Source organism: Roseburia porci, from assembly GCF_009695765.1.
GTDB classification, from domain to species: domain Bacteria; phylum Bacillota; class Clostridia; order Lachnospirales; family Lachnospiraceae; genus Roseburia; species Roseburia porci.
Map to the genome: position 1 here is coordinate 38,367 of NZ_VUNI01000003.1, position 24,977 is coordinate 63,343.

21 protein-coding genes are annotated in these 24,977 nt (G+C 41.1%); 2 read left to right on the forward strand and 19 right to left on the reverse strand.

The annotated features are described in order from the left end of the window. Window position 1: 1 nt before the first annotated feature. From mreC to FYJ75_RS02825, 9 genes are all read right to left on the reverse strand, one after another. Window positions 2-913, reverse strand: coding sequence for a rod shape-determining protein MreC (mreC, locus tag FYJ75_RS02785; protein WP_154428639.1), 912 nt, complete (start codon window positions 911-913; stop codon window positions 2-4). A 9-nt stretch (window positions 914-922) separates the two neighbouring features. Beyond that, window positions 923-1,939, reverse strand: coding sequence for a rod shape-determining protein (locus FYJ75_RS02790; RefSeq protein WP_154428641.1), 1,017 nt, complete (start codon window positions 1,937-1,939; stop codon window positions 923-925). Window positions 1,940-1,962: 23 nt separating this feature from the next. Next, on the reverse strand, window positions 1,963-2,652 hold the full coding sequence (gene radC / locus FYJ75_RS02795) for a RadC family protein (RefSeq protein ID WP_154428643.1): 690 nt from the start codon (window positions 2,650-2,652) through the stop codon (window positions 1,963-1,965). Window positions 2,653-2,743: 91 nt separating this feature from the next. Next, window positions 2,744-4,033 (reverse strand): methionine gamma-lyase family protein, encoded by a 1,290-nt coding sequence (locus tag FYJ75_RS02800; RefSeq protein WP_154428645.1) that lies wholly within the window; start codon window positions 4,031-4,033, stop codon window positions 2,744-2,746. After that, window positions 4,002-4,985: a tRNA (adenosine(37)-N6)-dimethylallyltransferase MiaA gene (miaA, locus tag FYJ75_RS02805; RefSeq protein ID WP_154428647.1), complete on the reverse strand. Its 984-nt coding sequence runs from the start codon at window positions 4,983-4,985 to the stop codon at window positions 4,002-4,004. Before miaA ends, FYJ75_RS02800 begins: the two co-directional genes overlap by 32 nt. Then, on the reverse strand, window positions 4,985-6,946 hold the full coding sequence (gene mutL, locus FYJ75_RS02810; RefSeq protein WP_154428649.1) for a DNA mismatch repair endonuclease MutL: 1,962 nt from the start codon (window positions 6,944-6,946) through the stop codon (window positions 4,985-4,987). The genes miaA and mutL overlap by 1 nt, the downstream gene beginning before the upstream one ends. Window positions 6,947-6,967: 21 nt before the next feature. Next, window positions 6,968-9,598, reverse strand: a complete 2,631-nt coding sequence (mutS, locus tag FYJ75_RS02815; RefSeq protein ID WP_154428884.1) for a DNA mismatch repair protein MutS — start codon at window positions 9,596-9,598, stop codon at window positions 6,968-6,970. A 22-nt stretch (window positions 9,599-9,620) separates the two neighbouring features. After that, window positions 9,621-11,228, reverse strand: a complete 1,608-nt coding sequence (locus FYJ75_RS02820) for an NAD(P)/FAD-dependent oxidoreductase (RefSeq protein ID WP_154428651.1) — start codon at window positions 11,226-11,228, stop codon at window positions 9,621-9,623. Continuing rightward, a complete protein-coding gene (locus FYJ75_RS02825; protein WP_154428653.1) occupies window positions 11,225-12,493 on the reverse strand; it encodes a BaiN/RdsA family NAD(P)/FAD-dependent oxidoreductase in 1,269 nt (422 codons plus the stop codon). The genes FYJ75_RS02820 and FYJ75_RS02825 overlap by 4 nt, the downstream gene beginning before the upstream one ends. 140 nt (window positions 12,494-12,633) lie before the next feature. Between FYJ75_RS02825 and FYJ75_RS02830 the strand changes: the two genes are divergently transcribed. Both FYJ75_RS02830 and FYJ75_RS02835 read left to right on the forward strand, forming a co-directional pair. Then, window positions 12,634-13,233, forward strand: coding sequence for a TetR/AcrR family transcriptional regulator (locus FYJ75_RS02830; RefSeq protein ID WP_154428655.1), 600 nt, complete (start codon window positions 12,634-12,636; stop codon window positions 13,231-13,233). A gap of 199 nt (window positions 13,234-13,432) precedes the next feature. After that, complete coding sequence (locus FYJ75_RS02835; protein ID WP_154428656.1) at window positions 13,433-14,959, forward strand: sodium/proline symporter; 1,527 nt, start codon at window positions 13,433-13,435, stop codon at window positions 14,957-14,959. Between the two features lie 2 nt (window positions 14,960-14,961). On the opposite strand, the gene FYJ75_RS02840 is transcribed toward FYJ75_RS02835, so the two are convergent. The 10 genes from FYJ75_RS02840 to FYJ75_RS02885 all read right to left on the reverse strand — a co-directional run bounded on the left by FYJ75_RS02840 (window position 14,962) and on the right by FYJ75_RS02885 (window position 24,636). Then, window positions 14,962-15,324 (reverse strand): hypothetical protein, encoded by a 363-nt coding sequence (locus FYJ75_RS02840; protein ID WP_154428658.1) that lies wholly within the window; start codon window positions 15,322-15,324, stop codon window positions 14,962-14,964. Window positions 15,325-15,384: 60 nt separating this feature from the next. Continuing rightward, window positions 15,385-17,049: a putative polysaccharide biosynthesis protein gene (locus tag FYJ75_RS02845; RefSeq protein ID WP_154428660.1), complete on the reverse strand. Its 1,665-nt coding sequence runs from the start codon at window positions 17,047-17,049 to the stop codon at window positions 15,385-15,387. 14 nt (window positions 17,050-17,063) lie between these two features. Then, window positions 17,064-18,170, reverse strand: coding sequence for a DUF3048 domain-containing protein (locus FYJ75_RS02850; protein ID WP_154428662.1), 1,107 nt, complete (start codon window positions 18,168-18,170; stop codon window positions 17,064-17,066). Window positions 18,171-18,179: 9 nt separating this feature from the next. Continuing rightward, entirely contained in the window at window positions 18,180-18,680 is a 501-nt protein-coding gene (ybeY, locus tag FYJ75_RS02855; RefSeq protein ID WP_154428664.1) for an rRNA maturation RNase YbeY, read from the reverse strand. Then, the gene (locus FYJ75_RS02860) at window positions 18,680-19,861 is read right to left on the reverse strand and encodes a hypothetical protein (RefSeq protein ID WP_154428666.1); all 1,182 of its coding nucleotides are present in this window, start codon (window positions 19,859-19,861) and stop codon (window positions 18,680-18,682) included. Before FYJ75_RS02860 ends, ybeY begins: the two co-directional genes overlap by 1 nt. Then, window positions 19,858-20,856 (reverse strand): PhoH family protein, encoded by a 999-nt coding sequence (locus FYJ75_RS02865; RefSeq protein WP_154428668.1) that lies wholly within the window; start codon window positions 20,854-20,856, stop codon window positions 19,858-19,860. The genes FYJ75_RS02860 and FYJ75_RS02865 overlap by 4 nt, the downstream gene beginning before the upstream one ends. Further along, window positions 20,843-22,096, reverse strand: a complete 1,254-nt coding sequence (locus tag FYJ75_RS02870) for a sporulation protein YqfD (RefSeq protein WP_154428670.1) — start codon at window positions 22,094-22,096, stop codon at window positions 20,843-20,845. Before FYJ75_RS02870 ends, FYJ75_RS02865 begins: the two co-directional genes overlap by 14 nt. Beyond that, complete coding sequence (yqfC, locus tag FYJ75_RS02875) at window positions 22,093-22,371, reverse strand: sporulation protein YqfC (RefSeq protein WP_154428672.1); 279 nt, start codon at window positions 22,369-22,371, stop codon at window positions 22,093-22,095. The genes FYJ75_RS02870 and yqfC overlap by 4 nt, the downstream gene beginning before the upstream one ends. Before the next feature lie 33 nt (window positions 22,372-22,404). Continuing rightward, window positions 22,405-22,884: a 23S rRNA (pseudouridine(1915)-N(3))-methyltransferase RlmH gene (gene rlmH, locus FYJ75_RS02880; protein ID WP_154428674.1), complete on the reverse strand. Its 480-nt coding sequence runs from the start codon at window positions 22,882-22,884 to the stop codon at window positions 22,405-22,407. A 645-nt stretch (window positions 22,885-23,529) separates the two neighbouring features. Then, window positions 23,530-24,636, reverse strand: coding sequence for a HigA family addiction module antitoxin (locus FYJ75_RS02885; protein ID WP_154428676.1), 1,107 nt, complete (start codon window positions 24,634-24,636; stop codon window positions 23,530-23,532). Window positions 24,637-24,977 lie beyond the last annotated feature (341 nt).

Below are 24,977 nucleotides of genomic sequence, written 5' to 3' on the forward strand. Positions count from 1 at the left end.
ATTACTGTTCTGTTGTCTGAGTGGAAGAATCTCCGGAAGACTCTGTCTGTGTCGAATCTCCGGTTTCTTTCGTGTCAAGAATCACAAGAACATTTTCCATATGTTCAAAATCGACAACCGGTGTAATCGTACCGGATTTGGTCAGTTTGTTGGAATCGGATTCAATACTTGCAATATATCCAATTAAAATTCCCTGCTGATACTGATCGGAAACATAAGAAGTAACGACAGGATCACCAATCTGAACCTTATCTTCGGAATCCCGAAGCTCAGAGAAAGTAATTGCCTGATCGGAATTCATGGTCTGAAGGTTACCGCTTACATTCATGTTATCTTCGGTTGTCGTTACCATTGCACTGACGTTTGCAGAGTCATCAATAATCGAGCGTACTTTGGCATAGTTTGGTCCAACATCGGTAATGATACCGACAAGACCACTTCCTGCCATAATGTTCATACCCTTTTTCAATCCGTCTTTTGAACCTTTATCAATGGTAAAAACGGAAAACCAGTTTCCGGTGTCTTTAGCAATTACACTGGCTGCTACTTTTTGATAACTTGGGTATTTTTCGTCCAGATCCAGAAGCTCTCTTAAATTATCCAGGTCGTATTTCTCTAATTTGATCGTGTTCAACTGAGAAGTCAGTTCATCATTTTGTTCCTTTAATTTCTGATTCTCTTCCTGAACCTGTGCAAGCGTTTTAAAATCATTGGTTTTATCTGAAATCCATTGTCCTGCAGTATTGATTCCTTTCTGCATCGGAACAAAAATATATCCGGCGACCGTGTTTAACGGACCGCCTGATATATTTAAGGTTAAGCTTGTAAAGATCAGGGTAATGCAGACAATAGTCATGATCAAAAGCATATATTTAGTTGATAAGCGCTTCTTTTTATTTCGATATTTCTTCATGAGACCCTCTTATTTTAAACTGCTGTTCTTCATGCTGAATGGCAGACGTTTGTATTTGGAATCGGATACGATTTTTACAAGACCACGTACTGCGCTCTCCTCCGGATCATCACAGGTATTCACTTTAATATTGGTAATCTGTTCAAATAACTGATCTAGATGGTTGATCTGTGATCCACCGCCGGTAATGTAAATACCAGAATGGATAATATCTTTTGCAAGTTCTGGTGGAGTTTTCTCAAGGATCATCTTAATGGAATTGCAGATGGATTCCAGGTTCGCTTTTGTTGCTTCGTATACTACTTCGGCAGTCACTTCCATTTCGATTGGGAGTCCGCTTACGACATCTCTTCCCACGATTACCATGCTTTCTGTACGGCCAGGAAGTCCGGAACCAAGATTCTCTTTCAATGCTTTTGCAGTTTTCTGACCGATCACAAGATTATATTCCTTGCGGATATAGCTTATGATTGATTCATCCAGACGATTACCGCCAAAATGCATCAGATCACTCAGAACAAGTCCGCCAAGTGAAATGACAGAAATCTCTGTCGTGTCAGCACCCATATCAACGATCATGACACCGGTAGGCTCGTTTACATCCAGTCCTAATCCTACTGCATCAGCGATTGGCTTCTCACATAAAAGTACACTCTTTGGTTTGACTTTGCTCTTATAAAAAAGCTCAAAGAAAGCACGTTTTTCTACATCTGTAATATCGGTTGGAACAGCTACAATGAATTCTGCACCTTTTACTTTTCCTTTCATATGAGACTCCAGATAATCAAAGATCATTGTCTGAAGGAAATTGAAATCAGCGATCACTCCAGTTACAACAGGGAAAGATACATTGATCGATTCAGGTGCTTTTTCATACATTGCATATGCGGCATCGCCGTATGCATAGATCTGATTCTTATTTATGATCGCGATTGTGTTCTTCTCTTTTAATATTTTTCCTGTAGATTTACAAAATATTTTAAAATTACAGGTTCCAAGGTCAATGCCATAGACATTATTATTCATCGTACGTTCTCCCTTTTCATAAGTTATATGATATGTTCTTGTTTAAAGCTGAAATAGCAATTGTCACCTATGATAATATGGTCTGCCAGTTCTACACCAAGCAATTCGCCGCATGAGATGATACGACGTGTCACATGTCTGTCATCCTCACTTGGAGTCGGATCTCCGCTCGGATGATTGTGTAAAAGTATCAGGAATACTGCATTGCATTCGAGTGCTTTCCGAAAGACATCTCTCGGAGAAACATAAGCATAATTTACACTTCCGACCGAGATTTCACTGTCTCCGAGGAAATTACATTTGGCATCAAAAAATGCCGCCCAGAGAGCTTCTTCCTTCCGGTGACGCATCTGCTCCATGTAGTATTCGGCAACCGTTGCCGGCGTACTCATCTGGATATGGTAACCTCTTTGCGTCCGGGCAATCCGGACCGATAACTCTGCAATGCATTTCAGCTGGATTGCTTTCACTCTGCCGATTCCTTTAAAACTACATAGTTCATCAAAGGAATATTCATACAGATTCAAAAGATTCTGATGTCTGTAGGTGAGCAGATCTCTTGCAACTTCCATTGCTGTCCTGCCAGAGGTTCCACTTTTGATGATAACTGCAACAAGTTCAGCATCTGTCAGACTGGAAGGCCCGGAATGTATAAATTTCTCGTAGGGTCTTTCCGATTCCGGCAGATTTTTCATATTCATATGATTGGTCATAAATGCCTTTCTACTCTCCCAGGTATCTGTAAACCATCATATCAGAAAGAGCCGCACTGCGACTCAGAAATTTCATTTAATTCTATCACACTTAATCTATCTTCACAAGTTGATGTTCATAAAGTTTTTGTAAAGACATGAGAATTCCAAGTTTTGCATGATACCATGTCAGACCACCCTGGAAATAAACGGCATATGGCGGTTTTAAAGGACCGTCTGCACTGAGTTCAATGGAAGATCCCTGTACAAATGCACCTGCTGCCATAATGACGTCGCTGTCATAACCAGGCATAGCCCACGGTTCCGGGGTGACGTAACTGTCAACCGGTGCTGCTGCCTGGATTCCCTCACAGAATGCACACAATGCTTCCGGACTGTTTAACTCAATTGCCTGGATAATATCATGACGGCTTTCTGTGGAATCCGGAACTACTTTATAGCCAAGCTTTTCATAGATGTTAGCTGCAAAAATAGCACCTTTTAACGCACCGCTTACAACAGTTGGTGCAAGGAAAAGTCCCTGATAGAAAGACTGGATTACACCAAGGGAAGCTCCAACTTCTTTTCCAAGTCCCGGTGAAGTCAGACGATATGCTGCATTTTCCACACATTCTTTTTTGCCGACGATGTAGCCGCCAATCGGAGCAAGTCCGCCGCCTGGATTTTTGATCAGGGAGCCCACAATCATATCCGCACCGACTTCAAGCGGTTCACGTTCCTCTACGAATTCTCCGTAGCAATTGTCAACCATGCAGATGACATCCGGTTTGATTCCTTTGATAAAACGGATCAGCTCACCAATCCGTTCAACGGAAAGTGTTGGTCTTGTTGCATATCCTTTGGAACGCTGGATCGTTACAAGACGAGTCTTTTCATTAATGGCTTTTTTAATTCCTTCATAATCGAAAGAACCGTCTTCTAAAAGATCAACCTGGGCATAGCTGATCTGATACTCTGCAAGTGAACCTTTGGATGGACGGATACCAATGACTTCTTCAAGTGTGTCATACGGTTTGCCAACCGGAGAAAGAAGTTCATCTCCAGGGCGCAGGTTCGACATCAGCGCCAGTGCAAGTGCATGTGTTCCACAGGTAATCTGCGGGCGTACCAGTGCATCTTCTCCTTTAAAACAGTCCGCATATACTTTTTCAAGTGTGTCTCTTCCTAAATCATTATATCCATATCCACTTGAAATATTAAAACATTCTGCGCTTACTTTATTTTTCTGCATTGCCTCGATTACTTTCAGCTGATTGACTTCTGCGCGGGCATCAATCATTGCAAAACGATCTTTTAATTCCTCTTCTATTTTTGCTCCAAAAGCAAGAACTTCTTTTGAAATTCCAAGCTTAGTGTACTGGTTCTCTAAAAACTGATTCATTTGTTACTCCTTTGTTTTGTAAATATTGCAGCATATCATTGAGCAGAAGCCGGTCATCGTAGTGGTATTTTGATTTATCAAACCACACAACGTCGCGTTCCCTGCGAAACCATGTAAGCTGGCGTTTCGCAAAATGACGTGTTTCGCGTTTGATGATATATATGGCTTCCTCTAATGTTGTTTTTCCTTCAAGATAATCAAATATTTCTTTATATCCAAGTCCCTGCATGGACACCATTTCTTTTTTACATCCCATCTCTTTTAAGCGTGTAACTTCTTCTACAAGTCCCGCCTGTATCATGAGATCGACACGTTTATCGATGCGGTCATAAAGATGGGAGCGGTCGTCAGTAAGGACGAAATATGCAAAATTATATGGGGAGGAACGTTTCCGTTCTTCTTCATTATGGGATGAGATCGGTACGCCGGAAAGATGATAGAATTCCAGAGCACGGATGACCCGTTTTACGTTATTTTCGTGAATGGATTCGTAAGATACCGGATCGATCTCTTTTAACTTTTCATGCAATGCATGATTTCCATTTATTTCTGCAAATTGTTCCAGTGATCTGCGATATGCCGGATCTCCGTTTTCCGCTGTAAAATTGATATCGTATAAAAGTGCCTGGATATAAAAGCCGGTTCCTCCGGTCACGATCGGGATCAGACCATCCGCATAAATTTCCTCCAGGGCATTTTTTGCCATTTCCTGGAACTTTACAATATTAAATTCTTCCGTAGGCAAAAGATCATCGATCAGATAATGCTTTACCCCCTGCATTTCTTCCGGTGTGATCTTGGCAGATCCGATATCCATATATTGATATACCTGCATGGAATCCGCAGAGATCACGGCCCCGCCAACCCGTTTTGCAAGCTGGATGGAAAGATCTGTTTTGCCAACCGCAGTCGGACCGGTCAGAATGATCATCGGTTTTTTGGTCTGTTCCATTATACAATCCTCTTAAATTTCTTTTCAATATCATACTTTGACATGGAAATGATTGTTGGTCTTCCATGTGGACAATTGTATGGGGTGTCCAGGGTCAGAAGTTCATCGATCAAAGCTTCAATCTCAGGAAGGCTGAGTGTTGTGTTTCCTTTAACAGCTGCCTTACACGACATTGTAGCGACTTTTTCCAGAATAAGTTCCGGTGTTTCTTTGCCGGTAAGATTGGAGAAATCATCCAGCATTTCAATGAAAAGATCTTTCATATCCATATGGAAAAGATTTCCCGGGATTCCCCTTATCATATATTCTTTTCCGCCAAAAGGCTCTACCACATATCCAAGCTGTTCAATCTGAGGGCGGAATTTCTCAAGCATTTCGGATTCCTTCGCATCAAGACTTAAGATAATCGGCGGACTTACTGTCTGTGAAGTATACTCTTTCTTTTTTAAAGATGCCATAGTCCTTTCGTATAAGACCTTTTCGTGTGCGGCATGCTGATCAATGATAAAAAGTTTATCTTCAAACTCAATCAGCCAGTAGGTTTTAAATAACTGTCCGATGATCCGGTGCTTTTTACGGGATTCCTCAGATAAAAATTCCTTACTGATATCTCCAAGTGTGATCTCCTGGTAATCGGTCTCTTTCTTTTTCGGGGTAATTGGTTCAGGATTACGCGTATCCGGTATTTTCTGTTCAACAGAAGGAGCAGATTCTTTCTGCTCAGGAGGTGTTTTTGCATGTGCGGAAAGAACTGGAACCTGAATATCCCGTTTCGCTCTTGCTGGTGACTCAATTTTCTGGAAAGAAGTCGTTTCACGTACCGCAGCAGCTGCAGGAATAACCGGAGTGGAAACGGACTGTTGTTCGTTTCGCCGTCTTGTTTCAAATGGTTCTGGAATTGGAGCTTTATAAATGTGCGGTTCTTCTTTCTTGACAGGCTGTTCTTCGTCAACCGGTACCTGTGGAATCATCTCACGTCCGGAAAGTACAGAAAATAAAGTCTCATATAATTCTTTGTAGACTTCCTGGTTATGTCCAAACCGAAGTTCCATTTTGGTTGGATGGACATTGACATCTAACAATTCTCCTGGAAATTCAAAATAGAGAACACAGAAAGGATACTGATGTAACATCATAAAATTCTTATAGGCTTCCTCAATGGATTTCGCAATCAGAGAACTTTTGATATACCGGCCATTGATAAAATAATTTTCATAATTACGATTTCCACGTGTGACGATCGGTTTTCCAATAAAGCCGGTCAGGTGGAAAAATTCTCCTTTATAAGAAACCGGAAGTAATGCTGCTGTAATATCACGTCCGTAGATGTGATAGATCAGATCTTTTACATTACCATTTCCGGATGTGTGCAGTTTTGTCTGGTTGTTATTGATATATTTAAAAGATATGTCCGGATGCGAAAGTGCAAGCCGTTCGAGCATATCACTGATGTAATTTCCCTCTGTTTTTGGAGTTTTTAAGAATTTTCTTCTCGCCGGAGTATTGTAAAACAGATCTTTTACAAGAAACGTGGTTCCGTCCGGAGCACCGACCTCTTCGTTCGCAACTTCTTTGGAACCCTCGATCAGATATCTTGTTCCGGTCAGTTCGCTGTCTGTTTTGGTGATCAGTTCGACACGTGAAATCGCTGCAATACTGGAAAGTGCCTCGCCACGGAAGCCTAATGATTTCACGCAGAGAAGATCTTCTACTTTTTTGATCTTGCTTGTCGAATGGCGAAGGAACGCGATTGGAACCTGGGAATGTTCAATTCCGCAGCCATTATCCGTAATACGGATAAATGAGATCCCGCCTTCTTTAATTTCAACAGTGATTGCTGTCGCTCCGGCGTCAATTGCATTTTCAACCAGCTCTTTTACAACAGAACAAGGCCGTTCAATAACCTCGCCTGCAGCAATTTTATCAATTGTATCCTGACTTAGAAGTGTAATCTGTGGCATAGTTCCTCCTTCTTACCAAGTTTACCAGCGGTTTTTCACTTTATTCTGTAATTCGTACAGTTTGTTTAATGCCTCAAGAGGTGTAAGATTACCGATATCAACGTTTCGTAATTCTTCGATAATATCGTCATCGGATATGGTGTCAAATAATGACATCTGCGTCAGATCAACCTCATCGAGATGCTCTTTTTCCTTTTTCTTCTTTGGTGCATTGTCAACCGTAATATTACGCACAATGGTTGTAATGTCATTGGCGGAAAGTTCTTCTACGATCTCTTTTGCGCGTTCTATAACGGAGTCTGGAACACCAGCCAGTTTGGCAACCTGGATACCATAACTCTTATCAGCTCCGCCTTTTACGATTTTGCGTAAGAATACGATATCATCGCCTTTTTCTTTGACTGCAATGCAATAATTATGTACATTGCTCAGTTTGCCCTCCAGTTCCGTAAGCTCATGATAATGTGTAGCAAACAGTGTTTTGGCTCCGAGAAGTTTTGGATTGCTGATATGCTCTACAACCGCCCATGCGATACTCAGACCGTCAAAGGTACTTGTTCCACGACCGATTTCATCAAGAATCAGAAGTGAATTAGAGGTCGCATTTCTTAATATATTTGCGACTTCGTTCATTTCTACCATAAAGGTACTCTGGCCGGAAGCAAGATCATCGGAGGCACCGACTCTTGTGAAAATCCGGTCAACAATTCCAATATTCGCAGATGCAGCAGGTACATAGCTTCCGATCTGTGCAAGCAGAACGATCAGTGCGGTCTGTCTCATATAGGTGGATTTTCCAGCCATGTTTGGACCTGTAATGATCGAGATACGGTCGTTTTTATTATCCAGATAGGTATCATTATCGATAAACATGTCGTTTGTGATCATTTTTTCCACAACCGGATGACGTCCGCCTTTGATATCAATGATTCCATTCTCGTTTATCTTTGGTCTGCAGTAATTATTCTGCTCGGCAACAACGGCAAGTGAAACGAAAGCATCAATCTTTGCGATTGCTTTGGCAGTTTTCTGGATTCTTGCAACATTGGAAGCAATCTGGTCACGTACCTCACGGAACAAATCATATTCCAGAGAAACAAGTTTATCTTCTGAACCAAGGATCATATCTTCCAGTTCCTTCAGTTCCGGAGTGATATAGCGTTCCGCATTGGTCAGAGTCTGTTTTCTTGTATAGTAATCCGGGACAAGATCTTTGAATGAATTGGTAACTTCAAGATAATATCCGAAAACTTTGTTGTATTTGATTCGGAGATTTTTGATTCCGGTCTTCTCTTTTTCACGTGCTTCAAGCTCTGCAAGCCATGTTTTTCCCTCTGTTTTGGCTTTGCGGAGCTTATCCACTTCTTCGTTATACCCATCTTTAATGATGTCTCCATCACGGACGGAAATCGGTGGTTCTTCCATGATGGAAGACTCCACAAGCTGATAGATATCTGTCAGACAGTCAAATTCATCCCGGATTTCTGCTGCCATATCTCCATCAATATCATCCAGCAGCGTTCTTATGGATGGAAGCATGGAAAGTGAATTGCGAAAAGCAATCAGATCTCTTGGATTGGCTGTCTGATAAGTAATCCTTGTGATCAGTCGTTCCAGATCGTAGATCGGATTTAAATATTCGCGTAATTCTTCACGTGTGATCACATGTTTATTGATATTGGTAATAAAATCCTGTCGTTTCAGAATCTCGGATTTATCGATCAGAGGCTGTTCCACACAGGAACGAAGGAGTCGGGCTCCCATAGCAGTTTTCGTTTTGTCCAGAACCCACAGAAGAGAGCCTCTTTTTTGCTTTTCGCGAAGCGTTTCGACCAGTTCTAAGTTTCTTCGCGAAGAACTGTCGATAATCATATATTTTCCAATGGAATATGGATGAATCTCGAGGATATGATCCAGGGAATTTTTCTGTGTCTCATACAGATATTTTAAAAGCGCCCCTGCAGCGATCACACCGCACTCGTAATCTTCCAGTCCAAGCCCCTGCAGCTGTTTGACATGAAAATGTGAAAGCAGAGTCTCTTTTGCAAGATCATCTCCAAAATACCAGGATTCCAGGGAGGAAACGGTAATATGAAGCCGGTTTCTCATGTCATCTACATCAATACCACTCATATAAAAGGCGTTGTTACAGATCACTTCTGATGGTACAAATCGATTCAGTTCATCTAAAAGTTTTCGCTCAGAATCCACTTCTGTAACATTATATTCGCCAGTAGTAACATCGCATGTAGCAATTCCGTAACGGTCTTCAAGATATACAATACACATGATGAAATTATTTTTCGTTTCATCCAAAGACTGCATATCGATATTGGTTCCCGGTGTTACCACACGAATTACTTCTCTTTTTACAATTCCTTTTGCAAGCTTCGGATCTTCTACCTGTTCGCAGATTGCTACTTTATGTCCATTTGAAACAAGCCGGTTGATATAGCTGTCGGCCGCATGAAACGGAACGCCACACATCGGGGCGCGCTCCTTCAGGCCACAGCTTTTTCCAGTCAGGGTAAGTTCTAATTCCTTGGAAACGATCTTCGCATCATCGAAAAACATCTCATAGAAATCGCCAAGGCGGTAAAAAAGAATACAATCCTTGTACTCCTCTTTCGTTTTCAGATAATGCTGCATCATTGGTGTTACTTCTTCAAGCACTTTATTTATTCCTCTCTATCTGTCGTTTGTTCGTATATTTTTGAATGATTGCTTCCGCAACTTTCAGTCCATCCATTGCTGCGGACATAATCCCGCCTGCATATCCGGCGCCTTCTCCACACGGATAAAGGCCGTGTATTTCACTTTCCAGGTTCTTTTCACGATTGATTCGCACCGGAGAAGAAGTCCTTGTTTCCATGCCAGAAAGGATGGCATCTGCACGGTCAAAACCTGGTATGATATGAGAAAAATGCTGCATTCCGGCAATAAAACTTTGCTCCATATCGGAAGAAAGCAGCCCACGCAGATTGGAAAGCTGTGCGGCTCCCTTTGTGGAAGAAAGAAAATCTCCATATTGACGGGATTCCACATTGTTACAATAATCTCCAAACATCTGCTGCGGAATCTTTCCGTCAGCAAGTTTATATACCGCATGTTCCAGTTTACGCTGATAACGCATACCAGCTAATGGGTCTGAAGCACCGAAATCAGCAGGGGTAACAGAGACGATAATCGCACTGTTGGCATTCTGACCGTTTCGTCCGGAATAACTCATGCCGTTTACAACTGTCTCTTCTTTTTCCGAGGATGAATTTACAACATATCCTCCCGGACACATACAAAATGAATAGACCCCTCTTCCATTTGGAAAATTAGAGGTTACTTTGTATGGAGAAGCCGGAAGTCCCTGAAAATGATCGGCTCCATACATTGCACGGTCGATCATACTCTGTGGGTGTTCCACGCGGAATCCCACTGCAAAGTTTTTGACTTCCATGGAAATATGTCTGGCATATAGTTTCTCAAAGGTATCACGGGAACTGTGTCCAAGTGCCAGTACAACCGTCTGCACATCAAATGTTTTCTTGTCGCACACAATCTGACGGATGCCTCCATTCTCAATTATGAAGTCTTTTGCACAGCATTCAAAAAAGAACTGACATCCCTTCTCTTCCAGGTATTTTCGCATACGCACGATCACCTTGGAGAGTATGTCCGTTCCGATGTGTGGTTTATTATCATACAAAATCTGTTCCGGAGCACCAAATTTGACGAAAGTTTCCAGAACAAACTGATTGCGTCCCGATGGATCTTTGACTGCAGAGTTTAATTTACCGTCAGAAAAAGTACCTGCACCGCCTTCTCCAAACTGTACATTGCTTTGCGGATCTAAAACGCCTGTTTTCCAGAAATTCTCTACATCTTCCATACGATCTTCTATCTTTTTGCCCCGTTCGATTACCAGTGGTTCATAGCCCATTTCCGTAAGAAGATAAGCACAGAAAAGACCGGCAGGACCGGCACCGATAATCAGTGGTCTCTGTAAAAGCGGAGTATCTCCGGATACCGGGTACTGATAATTCTTTTCCCGTACGGAAAGAACGGAAGGAGTATGAATCTTTTTTAAGATCTGCTCTTCTTTTGAAACGTTTACATTTACGGCATAAACGTAATAAATATCCGGTTTCTTTCTGGCATCGATGGAACGACGCACAATACGGTATGTGAATTTCTCCTGACTTGAAAGCCGGAGCGTTTTTTTGATCTTATGTTCCAGATCTGCGGTAGAATGCGTGACTGGAAGTTTTAACTGATTAATACGAATCATGATTTCTCCTCTTCAATCTGTCTGCCGGCATGAAGTCCGGCAGCGTATCCGGAAGACCATGCCCATTGCAGATTATAGCCGCCACAGATTCCATCCACATCAAGAAGCTCGCCGCAAAAATAGATGCCGGGCAAAAGCCTGGATTCCAAAGTTTCCGGTTTAATCTCTTCTGAACGGATTCCGCCACAGGCAATCTGCGCATATTCAAAAGATCTTGGTTTCGTCAGTGTAATCCGGAAACCTTTGATGGCTTCTTTTAATGTCTCGATCACATCCGGATACTGTTCTTCTTTTGGTTTCTGTTCTGGAATAAAACCACAATAATCACAGATGCAGGCGGTCAGTTTCTGGTTGAGCAGGCCGTTGAAAAGCTGCATATAATTCCTTCGATAACGGGATGGCCGATAGAACCTGTTTTTTAATTCGAGAGCAAGTTCTTCCATGGAAAGCGAAGGAAACAGATCGATGACTGCTTCCACCTGTTTTTTTTCGTAAAGGGCAACAGACGCATAATGGCTGATCTGAAAAACCGGAATTCCGGATATCCCATACTCTGTGAATTGTATTTCACCATGGTCAGATGCAACCGGTACATGATCTATCAATAAAGATACGGTTCCTTCAAAACGGACTCCGGCAGCAGTTTTTGGGCTGTAACCGGAAGCTTCAAAGCCACAAAGAGCCGGAACAACCGGTGTGAAATGATGTCCAAGATTTTCGATTACCGGAATAAAAGAACCATCACTGCCTGATTTTGGAGAAGCCAGAAGTCCGGTTGCAATAATTATTTTTTTTGCCGGAATATCCAGTTTGGCTCCTGTAATCAGATAGCCCTTAAAAAAATCTGCTTTTTGGATGCGGTTCGGAACACATCCGGTCATTACGGTAACACCGAGATTGGTAAGTTCCATTTCCAGAGCCCTCTGAATCGATAAAGCCTGTTCAGAAGCCGGATAATAATATCCTTTCCGGCATTTGGGAAGAACTCCGATCCCATGAAAAAAGGAAAGTGTCTCATCCCGGTCAAATTGTTTATATATAGAATGAAATAAATTTTGATCTCCACGAAATGCTTCGGGGGTCATTTCGCTGTTTGTAAAATTACATTTTCCGTTTCCGGTTGCAAGGATTTTTTTACCAAGCTGATCTTTGTGTTCAATCAGAACAACTGTTTTTCCTGTTCGCGCAGCTGTAATAGCTGCCATCATTCCGGAAGCACCGCCTCCGATCACTGCGATATCCCAAAGCGTCTCTTTTTTGCTCATATATTCACCAACTTATTACTAAAAGTCAACTGACATTCTATCATACCCCCCGAAAACATTCAACTCATGCGTTGAGAATCGCTATCAAAAAACATTACAGCATGTTATAATCAGCATAGTTATAGAAATGAGGGAAATTTATGAATCAGAAGCAGCCACGCAATACAAAAGGAAAAATCATTACTGCCGCATGGAAACTTTTTTATGAGCAGGGATATGACGATACCACGATTGACGATATTATTACCGAATCCGGAACATCCAAAGGTTCGTTTTATCACTATTTCGAAGGGAAGGATGCGCTCCTTGGATCGCTTTCCTACTTGTTTGATGAAAAGTATATCGAGCTTGAGCCGAAACTCGAACAGTTTGATCATTATTTCGATAAGCTAATCTTTTTAAATCAGGAATTGTTTTCAATGATTGAAAACAGCATTGCACTGGATCTTCTTTCGAGACTGCTTTCCACGCAGCTGAGTACCAAAGGGGAAAAGCAGCTTCTAGATCGCAGCCGTTACTATTATAAGCTTTTAAGAAAACTGATTCTGGAGGGACAGGAAAAAGGAGAATTCCGAAATGATATGTCGGTCAATGAACTGGTAAAGCTCTATGCGATTGCGGAACGCGCACTCCTCTATGACTGGTGCATCTGTAACGGAGAATATTCTTTGAAATCCTATGCGGCTACAGCGATGCCAATTTATATGTATCGTATCTGCACACATGCCATAATTGAATAATTATAAAAATATTTCTGAATCTGTTTTATATAATAGTCTATATATTAAATCCAGTATATATCAGCCTTTGCATATATTTTTATAAAAAATAGTCTATACTTTGTTCTGTATTGAAGTCTATCTTTATTCATGCTATACTCGCTTAAATTCGTTTTTATGCAAAACGGATAGAACGAAAATGTTTAAAGGAGATTATGTTATGACAGGAAAAACGATAGGACTTCTTATTGTCATGGCAGCATACCTTGCTGTTATGATCATAGTTGGAGCCATCTATTCCAAACGGAACAAAGATGTAAATGATTTTTATCTGGGAGGACGAAAGTTAGGGCCGATTGTCACAGCAATGAGTGCTGAGGCTTCGGATATGAGCAGCTGGCTTTTGATGGGACTCCCTGGAGTTGCATACCTTTCTGGGTGTGCAGAAGCCGGATGGACAGCAATCGGACTGGCAATTGGTACTTATTTAAACTGGCTGATTGTTGCAAAAAGACTTCGCAGATATACGCATAAAGCAAATAATTCCATCACGCTTCCGGCCTTTTTCTCAAACAGATATCGTGATAAGAGTCATGCGCTGCTTGCGATTGCTGCAATTATGATTGTGATCTTTTTTGTACCATATACAGCATCCGGGTTTGCTGCGTGCGGAAAATTATTTGCTACTCTTTTCCATGTACCATATCTGCCTGCAATGATCATCAGTGCGGTTGTTATCGTTTTATATACAACACTTGGAGGATTTCTGGCAGCTAGTATGACGGATCTGATCCAGAGTATCATTATGACGATTGCACTTGTCATTGTAGTATTTTATGGGATTTATGCAGCAGGAGGACTGGATGCGGTAATTGCAAATGCCAATTCCATGGATGGATATTTAAGCATGATGTTTTCGCATGATGCTGTATCCAATACGGCGGTTCCATATAAAGGACTTACCATTGCTTCTACTCTTGCATGGGGCCTTGGTTATTTTGGTATGCCGCATATTTTACTGCGTTTTATGGGAATTGAGGATGAGAATAAGCTTACAACTTCCAGAAGAATAGCTTCGGTATGGGTTGTAATATCCATGTTTATAGCAATATTTATCGGAATTATCGGATCTGCAATGACAAAAGCCGGAGCAATCGAAGTATTGGAAGGATCTTCTCAGGCAGAAACGCTGATCGTAAGAACTGCAATGCTTTTAAGTAACCATGGTTTCCTTACGATTGTCCTTGCCGGACTGATCCTTGCCGGAATCCTTGCAAGTACCATGTCCACTTCAGATTCACAGCTTCTTGCAGCAGCTTCCTGTGTTTCAGAAAACTTAATTACCGATTGTCTTGGAATTAAATTATCAAAGAAAGCTTCCATGCTTATGGCAAGACTTACAGTTGTTGTGATTGCTGTAATTGGTGTTTTCCTTGCAAGAAATCCGGACAGTTCCGTATTTCGCATTGTGTCATTTGCGTGGGCCGGTTTTGGTGCAACCTTCGGACCGATCATGCTCTTTTCCCTTTTCTGGAAACGTACAAACCGAAATGGCGCTTTAGCAGGAATGATTGTCGGTGGAGTTATGGTGTTCATATGGAAATACCTGATTGCCCCAATAGGCGGAATCCTGGGTATATATGAATTACTTCCTGCTTTCATCTGTTCTGCTGTTGTTATAGTAGTCGTAAGCCTTTTGACAGCGCCGCCATCAAAGGAAATTGTGGAAGAATTTGAAAGTGTTTAAGATCAGCTGGAATAGTTTTCCAGGAATTCGTAGAGCTCCTCTTCTGTTTCGAAACAGATACCGGAAGGCAGCCGGCTCTTTAATTCATCGGTAAGTGCATTGACCGGGATTCCGGTATTCATATATAAAGTTGTGTTGTCGGAACAGTAGACGGACAATCTGCCCTGATCCTCTAAAATAATATACTGATAGCTTTTTATTTCTTTGTTACTGTTTATAACCGTTTCGGATTCACTGTTTTGTGTTTCCTGTGAGTCAGGAAGTAATTGTTCGGATTCTTTGTGATCGTTAAAAAGAATTATTACAGAAATCAGTAACAGTACAATGAAAAATAAAAAAATGCAGATACTAAGATTTCGTTTCATATATCATCACCCGAAATACAGTATCTGCATTTTTTTCGTTTTTATTCAAATTTTGTATTATTATAACAAATGAAATTTCTTTGCAACCTTTACAAGGCTGTCTCCTTTTGGAAAATGTCTGATCTCATCTTCTGTCAGCCCTTTCAGTAAAAGCAGGCTTACTGCATATACGAAAACGGCAATCACAAATGCTGCAAGAAAAGCAACATAGATCTGTGAAGTGACCTCATAAAGACCATGATAAACAAGATAACAGATAATCCCCATAATTGCCGAACAGATTCCCGGAATCAGGAAGGTTTTAATAACCTCCTGATGATATTTGCTGTATTTTTTAATTGCCATTCCATTTAAGAAACACATAAGAAGTCCTAAGAATGCATTGGCAATGACTACAGCATAGATATTCATCCTGAAAAACATCATTAAAACGACAAGTACAACAATATGCGCCACAAGTGCAAATGCACCGTTTGTCACCGGCTCTTTTAAACGGTTGATTCCCTGAAGCAGCCCATTGGATAACGTAGATACCGAATAAAAAACAACCGCACATGCACCAACGACCATCATCATGACTGCAAGATCAAGTGTTTCGATAGTTCCCGGGAACAGGATTGCAAAAATCGGGCGTGCAAGCACAGCCAGTCCAACGGTACAAGGCAACGCAACAATCATGATAAAACGCATTGCTGCATTGATCTGATAACGTACCTTGTCCATATCTCCTTCCGTGTATGCCGCGGTAAGAGAAGGCACTGAAGATGCGGCAAGTGCGGATGCAATGGAAATAGGTACATTGATCATAAGCTTGTACTTTCCAGAGAAAACACCCCACCAGATATCGATATCGTTCTCGGAATATCCCTGAAGCAACGCAACATTTTTAAAAATTCCCTGATCCAGAATTCCGGCAATACTATATACGATCGTACTGAGCAGGACCGGAAGAATCGTTGCAATCAGAATGCGGAAGGTATACAAAAGAGACGCTGTTTTGGACTTGCGTTCCCTGCGCATCTGGCGTTTGAATACTTTCATATAAGTCATAAAAACAACCAGAACAAACAGAAGTCCTGCAACTGACCCGAGGTTGGTTCCAAGAGTACCTCCGGCTGCGCCATAGGCTGCCGCATACTGTTTTTCATTTCCAAGAACTTTTCCGATCTTAGAACCATATTGATACAAAACATAAGCAGCCCAGACACTGACGATTGCATTTACAATCTGTTCAATAACCTGGGAGATTGCACTCGGAATCATAGTTCCGATTCCCTGAAAAAATCCACGGATTACGCCAAGAACAGCAACAATGATTAAGGCCGGAGCCAGAATCTGCAGTGCAAATAAACTATTTGGTGTTTTCAAAAGTGAGCTTGTAAAAAAGTCTGCACCAAAATATACAATAAGCGCACAGACAGCACCCGCAATGATTGCAAATAACATGGCACATTTAAATACCTGATAAGCCATTTTCCGTCTGCCGTTTGCCATCTGTTCTGAAACCAGCTTTGCGACGGCAAGAGGCAGACTGTATGAAGATATGATCAGCATGACATTATAGATATCAAATGCACAGCCATAATAGTTATTTCCGAGATCTCCGATAATATTTGTCATCGGAATCCGGTAGATCAGACCGATCACGCGGCTGACAATAGATGCAATTGCGAGGATCGATCCCTGAACCAGAAAATTGGTTCCTTTGTTGTTCGACTTGTTCATTTTATTAGATTTCCTTACTTATTCGCTTCGAATTCATCTTTGGAGCCATAGACAATGTTATTCTCTGCAGTATCGCTTGGAATAATACATACCCATGTTTTTCCCTGATTCAGCGTAATTTCATTGCCGGAGGCATTGTAATATCTGGTTGGAGAAGTATCGGAATCTTTTTTCCATGTAATGTCGATCGCTTTTCCGTTTGAGATATATTTTCCTTTTCCACCGGACATATAATCTACATCAAGAGTACCGTTTCCGGTATCCATAATATGGCTGTTACACTCCTGAAGAATGATGTTTTTGACTGCAAGCTGTTCGTCTGTCACCGCATCCTTCTGAGGATTTCCAAATTCATATCGATAATATAATCCGTCATCTTCATGATATTCAAACCATGGTTTTGGATTGACATACGCTAAAGATACCACAGCTGCATCACTGCTGTCTGTGAGGGTGACTGGATTTTCATCTTTTGCAAACTGATAATGCCCCTTGTAATCTGCATTTAAATCGGTGCGATAACCAAGTTCTTCGATTGCCTGGCTGATTCCATCGGAAGAAATGTACAGATTATGAGGTGCTTTGCGGTCATTGGTACGGTAAAAACAGGTATTACCGACAGACTTTATTCCATCAATGTTATCAATAAAATCGCTGTCCAGTACGTCTACCGCATACTTGCTCTCTCCTGCGTGTACGTAAATTGCATCAAATTCCTTCGCAAAATATACATAATACAGACGGCAGCTGCGGACATTTCCGATTCGGTCCATACCGCTGTAATCCTGATAAAGTCCCATAAGACGGGTGATTCCGCCTTCTACCGGACATTCGTAGATCAGATCCGCTTTGCTGATGTTATACTGCGGAAGTGTAGCCTCAGTATTTTCAATCATCAGTGCAATCGGACGTTTGGATGCGAGAGATTCGTCGATCCATTCCCCGGTCAGAATACTCTGCGCCTGCCCCTCATGATTGTCTGCCAGCTGCGGTTCTTCTGTTGCAACCGTCTGGGTCTCTTTTTTCTCGGATGTCTGATCAGATGTTTTCTTTTTACATCCGGCAAATGTGGTTCCCACTGCCAGAAGAATCAGACAGAGTGTGCATAATCTTTTTTTCATAATCTCCTCCTATGATCTTGTGATGTTCATTTCTTCCAATATCTGACGCTGTTTTGCTTCCATAACAGCAGCCTCGTCCGGTTCCATATGGTCATAACCGAAAAGATGCAGCATACTGTGTACGATCAAAAAAGCAAATTCACGTTCTTCGCTGTGCCCGTAGCTTTTGGCCTGTTCCTTTACTTTATCAACCGAAATAATAATATCCCCCAGAATTGCTTCCCCCGTGTCCGGATTAAAGTCATCATCGTTCTCTTCTTCCAAAAAAGAAAAGTCTCCCGGTGTTGTATAAGATAACATCGGAAATGACAGGACATCCGTCGGGCGGTCGATATCCCGGTATTCTTTATTGATCGTGTGAATGCCGGGATTATCCGTAAGCGTAAGGTTTACTTCTGCTTCATATGGAAATGCCTCATGCTCCAGAGCAAAACCGACAACTTTCTCGGCCAGTGCCTGATAATCAAACGAAAACGGAACCGGACATTCTTCTTCCAGGTAAAAACTCATTATTTTAAAGCCTCCTTTACCAGATATTCTCTAAGACGTAAAAACTGATTAATGCTCATTCCGGATTCGTCATACAGTCCGGAAGAGGAAAAATCATCAAGAGACTGGTAAATCAGGATGTCCCTGTTCCAGTCACTCAATGTAACATCTTCATTTAATACTTCTATTTTTTTGACAATTGCGTCCACGATATGTACCAGCGCAGATTCCCGTGTAGATGGCTTACGGACTTCGCCGTAGTACTCACCCAGAATCCGGATCAATTTCTGAGGAAAACAGTATTTCTGCGCCTGCTTGATGCCGTTTTCAATATATGGTTCACCCTCCCAGCGCCCAAGCCGGTAATAAAATCCGGCGGCAGCACAAAGATTTTCATCGTATTCTAACTTCTGGGCTGCACGGTAACAAAGATCGGAAACTTTTCTTGCATGTTGATATTCAATCTCAGAAAACGCTTTTACCTCGGCAACCAGAGGATAGGTATCCTGAATCATATCGATATAATTGATTGTGATCTGATTCGCCGTATCTTCTTTCAGACGTAAAAAGAACCATATCACTACAACTGCAGTAAAAAGTCCTTCGACTGCCCCGTAAACGTACTGGATCATACTAATCTTATGATAGGTCCAGTATGATGCAAAAACCGGAAGAATCAGATTAAACAGGAACAGCAGAATTCCGCTTAAGAACCGATAAGAAGGTTTCGTAAGCGCGCTGCCTACCGCAATCGCAAGAATACTCATTGCAAAAAGTACAATCAGTTCTGTCGTGCCCGGTGAAAAAAGAAGTGCATACAGACTGATAAAATAAGTTACCGCAGTATATGCAATCAGTTCATTACTTACCGCATACATAAAAAGTGCGATCAGCATCACGGGTTTGTAAAATTCCGGCAGCCAGTTCATTAAAAGTTCCAGAAGACAGCAGATTGCAAACATAATGGCAATTTTTGAAAAGCTTGTCTCGGTGTTCTTACCGATTGCCGCCCGTTTGCGCTGCAACTCCAGTTCCAGAATAAAAACCGCAAGGAAAAATACGCAAAATAATACAATGCAGATACTTTCATCAATATATAATTTTTTGATCAGACATAAAAGAACCGATAAAACCATCGCCGATATTCCGATACCGACCAATGATAAGATCCGAAAAATAGATGCTCTCTCTTTTAAATTCATTTTTTCACCTGTTTTGCTCTTCCGGATGATCTGGAAGAGGATTTCTTCTCAAAATCGTCGTATGCCTGAACAATCTTCTGAACAAGCGGATGACGTACAACATCGTTGCTCGTCAGTTTGCAGATACCGATCTCATCGATATTCTTTAATACACGCAAAGCAACATCCAGACCGGATTTGCTGCCCGGTGCAAGGTCTTTTTGTGTTGCATCACCGGTTATTACCGCTTTTGAGCCAAAACCGATACGGGTAAGGAACATTTTCATCTGTGCAGGTGTGGTGTTCTGGGCTTCATCCAGAATAATAAAAGCGTTATCCAGTGTACGGCCTCTCATGTAGGCAAGCGGTGCAACCTCGATCAGTCCTTTTTCCATGTTCTTCTGGAAACTCTCAGCTCCCATGATCTGGTATAATGCATCGTATAAAGGACGCAGATACGGATCTACCTTACTTTGAAGATCTCCCGGGAGAAAGCCGAGCTTCTCTCCTGCCTCAATTGCCGGACGCGTAAGGATGATACGGCTTACCTCCTCATTCTTAAACGCGGTGATCGCCATTGCCATTGCAAGATAGGTTTTACCGGTTCCGGCCGGTCCCATACCGAATACAATCATTTTATTGCGGATGGCATCGACATAATCCTTCTGACCAAGTGTCTTTGGTTTGACCGGTTTCCCGGTTATGGTATGACATATGATGTCTTTGTCGATCTCAACAAGAGAAGTCTCCTTTTTCTCTGCAAGCAGGGAAAGCGCATAGTTGACATTCTGTTCTGTAATCACGTTTCCGCGTTTGGAAAGCTCATAAAGCTGCGTAAATACTTCGCTGGCAGCTTTGATATTTGCATCATTGCCGATGATCTTTAACTGGTCGTCACGGACAATGACCGTCACTCCAAGTGTCTTTTCTATTTTACGTATATAAACATCAAACTGCCCGAAGACATTTGACATATGCTCCAAAGGGATATTGATTGCTAGTTCATTCATGCTCATCCGTTGTGGTTCCTTCCTGAGGTATTTCTTTTTGTGCCGTCGGTGTCGGTACGGCGATCGATTCACAGGCTTTGATCTCGCCCGTAATCACATAATTGGTACTTCTTTTAATCATTCTAACATTTTTGCTGATAATTTGAACCCCATTTTGTTCTAAATTTGATAAAAATTGGTCAAGATTCTGCTTTGCTTTGTCTGCAGCAGTCTCTTCGCTGTTTGTCTGCGTCGTATATTCGAACTCACGGTATGTTTTTTTCCCGGCAAAAAAAGGAAGATAAAAATTGTCAGCCAGATGAAGCTGATGGTATTCCTCCATAACATGAGAGTTTTCATATACCGGGAAAACGGCCGGAGATTCAAAAAACCAGTCTTTCCATCCAATGCAAAAATGGGTACGTTTCTGCCCCGTTTCGCTTTCCTCCTGCCAGTGAACCGGAATATTGTCTTTGTATTCATAAATAACAATGCCACGGACATCGGCATCCGCAGACTGATAATAGTATTGCGCAACTTCACCGGAATCATCCCGTATTTCCTGACATCCGGAAACAAGAAGATCTCCTTTATGGACTTCCTGCCCTTCTGTTACATATGGGACACCACTTCTTGTAATGATGGAAGTGATGACGGCATCTTTTGCTGCGACCAGATCTAAACATTCGGTCGGATCTGAAAATGTCTGTGCGGTATCATTCTGCTGATTAATATTTTCCTGAAGCTCTACGATCAGTTTGGTGCCTCTGATATAGACAGATGACCAGATCACTGCATCAAAGTCCTGTCGGATTGCAAGCTCCAGAGACGGACAGTCGATCTTATTTATTTCTGAACCAAATCCGGCTTTTTTCTCCTGCAGGTATGTGATCATCGTATCTTCGGAGATATTGGAATTCCCGATCACCTCTATTTTCCATACAAATCCGGAATAATAAAGAATGCACAGGCATACAGCAGCCAGCGCAAGCGGAAAGAAAAACCGTTTCCGGTAATGAAATGTAAAAAACGGAACGCCATATCGCTTTAAAATTTTTATCTGTGTATGCGTTTTTCGTAACATTGGCCGGCAAAGCCAGATATCATCCGCATACATATAGAAACAGAACTCCTCTTCTGAAAGAACACAGATCTTCCAGAGGGAAATGTTCTGTCTGACACATAAATTCATACAACGCCTTGCATTTTTCCCTGAAAATCTTACATATACATAGCCTCTGAGCTTCTGATAAAGAAACTGTATCATGGAAGAAACGTAATCTGATGGATCTGTCCCCGGATCTTCATCGATTCTCCTGTATAATATTCAACATTCAGGCATTCTCCATCTATCTGGATACGGAATTCTTTGGAAAGAACGATCATCTGATGCTCCGAATAATCTGTGATTCCGCGATGATTCTCGATCAGGATTTCACAATTTCCGGTAAGTGAGATCACTGGCATTCCAAGAATGAGATCTTTGGGAAGTTCGAGGGTTTCGATTAAATTTTCAGGATTGATTTTTTTATGGTTTTTCATATTAAACTATATGAAAACAGAGCGAGTCCTATGTTATTTATGATAGGGTTCGTGATTGATGATCCGGTAACTCCGGTAAATCTGCTCTAACAAAATTACCCGCATAAGCTGATGCGGGAATGTCATATTCGAAAAGCTGAGTTTATAATCGGCACGCTTTAAAACAGCGTCGGATAATCCCAGGGAGCCTCCAATCACAAAATAAAGATGACTGATCCCGTTTATCCCGATAGATTCGATCTTTTTTGCGAGTTTGACGGAATCCGGCTGTGCCCCGTCGATTGCCAGACAGATCAGGTATCCATCTTCTTTTATGGATTTCAGCAGACGTTCTCCTTCTTTCTCTTTGATCTGGGCAACCTCTGTGTCCGATGCCTGATCCGGCGTCTTTTCATCGGCAACTTCAATAATATTCAGCTTACAGTATCGGCTGAGCCTCTTTTCAAATTCTTTGATTGCATCCCGATAGAAGCTTTCTTTTACTTTTCCTACGCATAATATTGTGATTTTCATTTTGTAAGTATCCTTATATGAGTTAGATATGGGGGCTATCTGATCTGTATGATATTGGGCAGACAGATATTGCAAAACGTGTTGGAATATGCAGTGGCTTTCTCCGTAAATCGGCATTTCTTTCCAATTACACCGTCAGAATTTAATTATTTGTAGGTGTAATCAATAATTTCCTTTCTTCTACAGAGAATTGACCGTTTCGTATATTGAAATTCGCAAATTTTTCGGTGTAATGAATTGTTTTTGTCTGTCTACGGAAAATTCATAACGTTTCACAATTATTCATATTATACCAAACTTTCTCGTTCTCTGCTCTCTATTTTTTATTTTGTCGATTCTATTCTATATTTTTGTCTATCAAAGGACTATGAAAATATTATCCTAAGCGAACATTTGATTAATAACGCAGCAAAAGAACCTATTGCATTGGCAAGAAAAACTGGATGTTCCACAATACTGCAAAATTGGATTACCTCATGCCATGGTCAGATATCCTTCCGGATGAATGCCGGAAACCACGCCACTCATAATAGGCGGCGTTGATTTTAACGTTCTGCGTATGATTTGACGTTTACTCACGTTCTGGTACCTCCCTTGGAATAAAAAATAGGGGCATCGCATTTTACGACTCCCCTACATGCTAGTTTATGCAATATGCTTTATTTCTATCACATACTTTTCTTTTAACTTTGAGCATCTATTTTGTGCTATAACACCTTCATGCTGTAATCTTCCAGCTACGATTCCTGGATGGATTCCAATTCTTTTTGCAAATTCAACAATTTCATCATCTGAAGTATATCTTGTTGGAACCAGCCTTTTATAATCTGCCGGTGAAATCAAATAGTTTGTTGCAAACTTATCTGCTTCAATTTCCAATTTATCATTGATATCTTTCATTTCTTCAACTGTGCTGCTAATAAATACAGTTTTAATTTTTTGCTGAAGTACGTGTTTAATTTCATGGAATAATGAGAACCAGAATTTATCTGCATCTAACCCTCTATTATTCATCGCAAGTACTACTCTATCCTCTGATACCCATTTAACAGCACCATTCACACCTGAATTTTTTAGATGTGGTAACAAGACAAAAGCGACACCGCATTCAGCAAAAATTTCACGCATTCTTGGAAGGAATTCTTCCGGCTTTTTAACCGTCATCCCCCTAAGCTCTGGCAGATAACCTTTTAGCTTCTCTGCATTATATGGCTTGGTTTCAATACTTTTTGAGATATTTATAGCTGTTTGAATCCATGCTCTAGAATTAATAATATTCTTCTCGTTATTACATGATGCACTTGATCGGAAGTTCACTAAAAAATCCGGCTGCAACATAATTCGTAAATCTGCGACCTTAAAATATTTACACAAATTTGCCACTTTTTCATTTATACTTCTTGCAATCGGCAAACCAATGACATCTACAAAATACTTATAGTCTATTTCTTTTGCAAGTTCAGCCTGTGCATCAACATCCTTAGCATGCTGTATTTCAATCAACTTTTGATCATAAGTATTCTGTAAATTTTGCCAAACTTCTACGCTGGTTCCGAGCATCGTAGAAAGCTTCTTTGCTAAATCATTTGAAATATTAGCCTGACCATTAATCAACTGACTTAAAGTCTTAGCTGTTGTTCCCATTCTTGTGGCAAATTCAGCCTGACTTATTTCCATATCTTCAATAATATCCGCAATATAATATCCAGGGTGATATGCCACTATATCTTTGTATTCATTTACATTACTCATAATGGTTCGACACCTCCGTTACTTTCACAATTTTAATCATTTTACACTGAGCTAAAATGTCTCCTTCTACGATCTCATTACCACCGTTATCACAAGGAATCATTGTAACTCTATAACCCGTATTACCTAATCTTATGCTCCATTCATCTTTTCTATCACCCTTTAAATGTTCAAAATGAAACGGAGGATAATTTGCAACATCCATTAAAGACTCTGCATTACGTATATAGTTTTCTGCAGCTTCAAGTTTCTTTTTACTTGCTTAGGATATCGCCACTTCTTCTTGTACTCAGAACAAAACTGTTTCTTTGCAGTTTCATTCTTATACAGTATCTGCATTC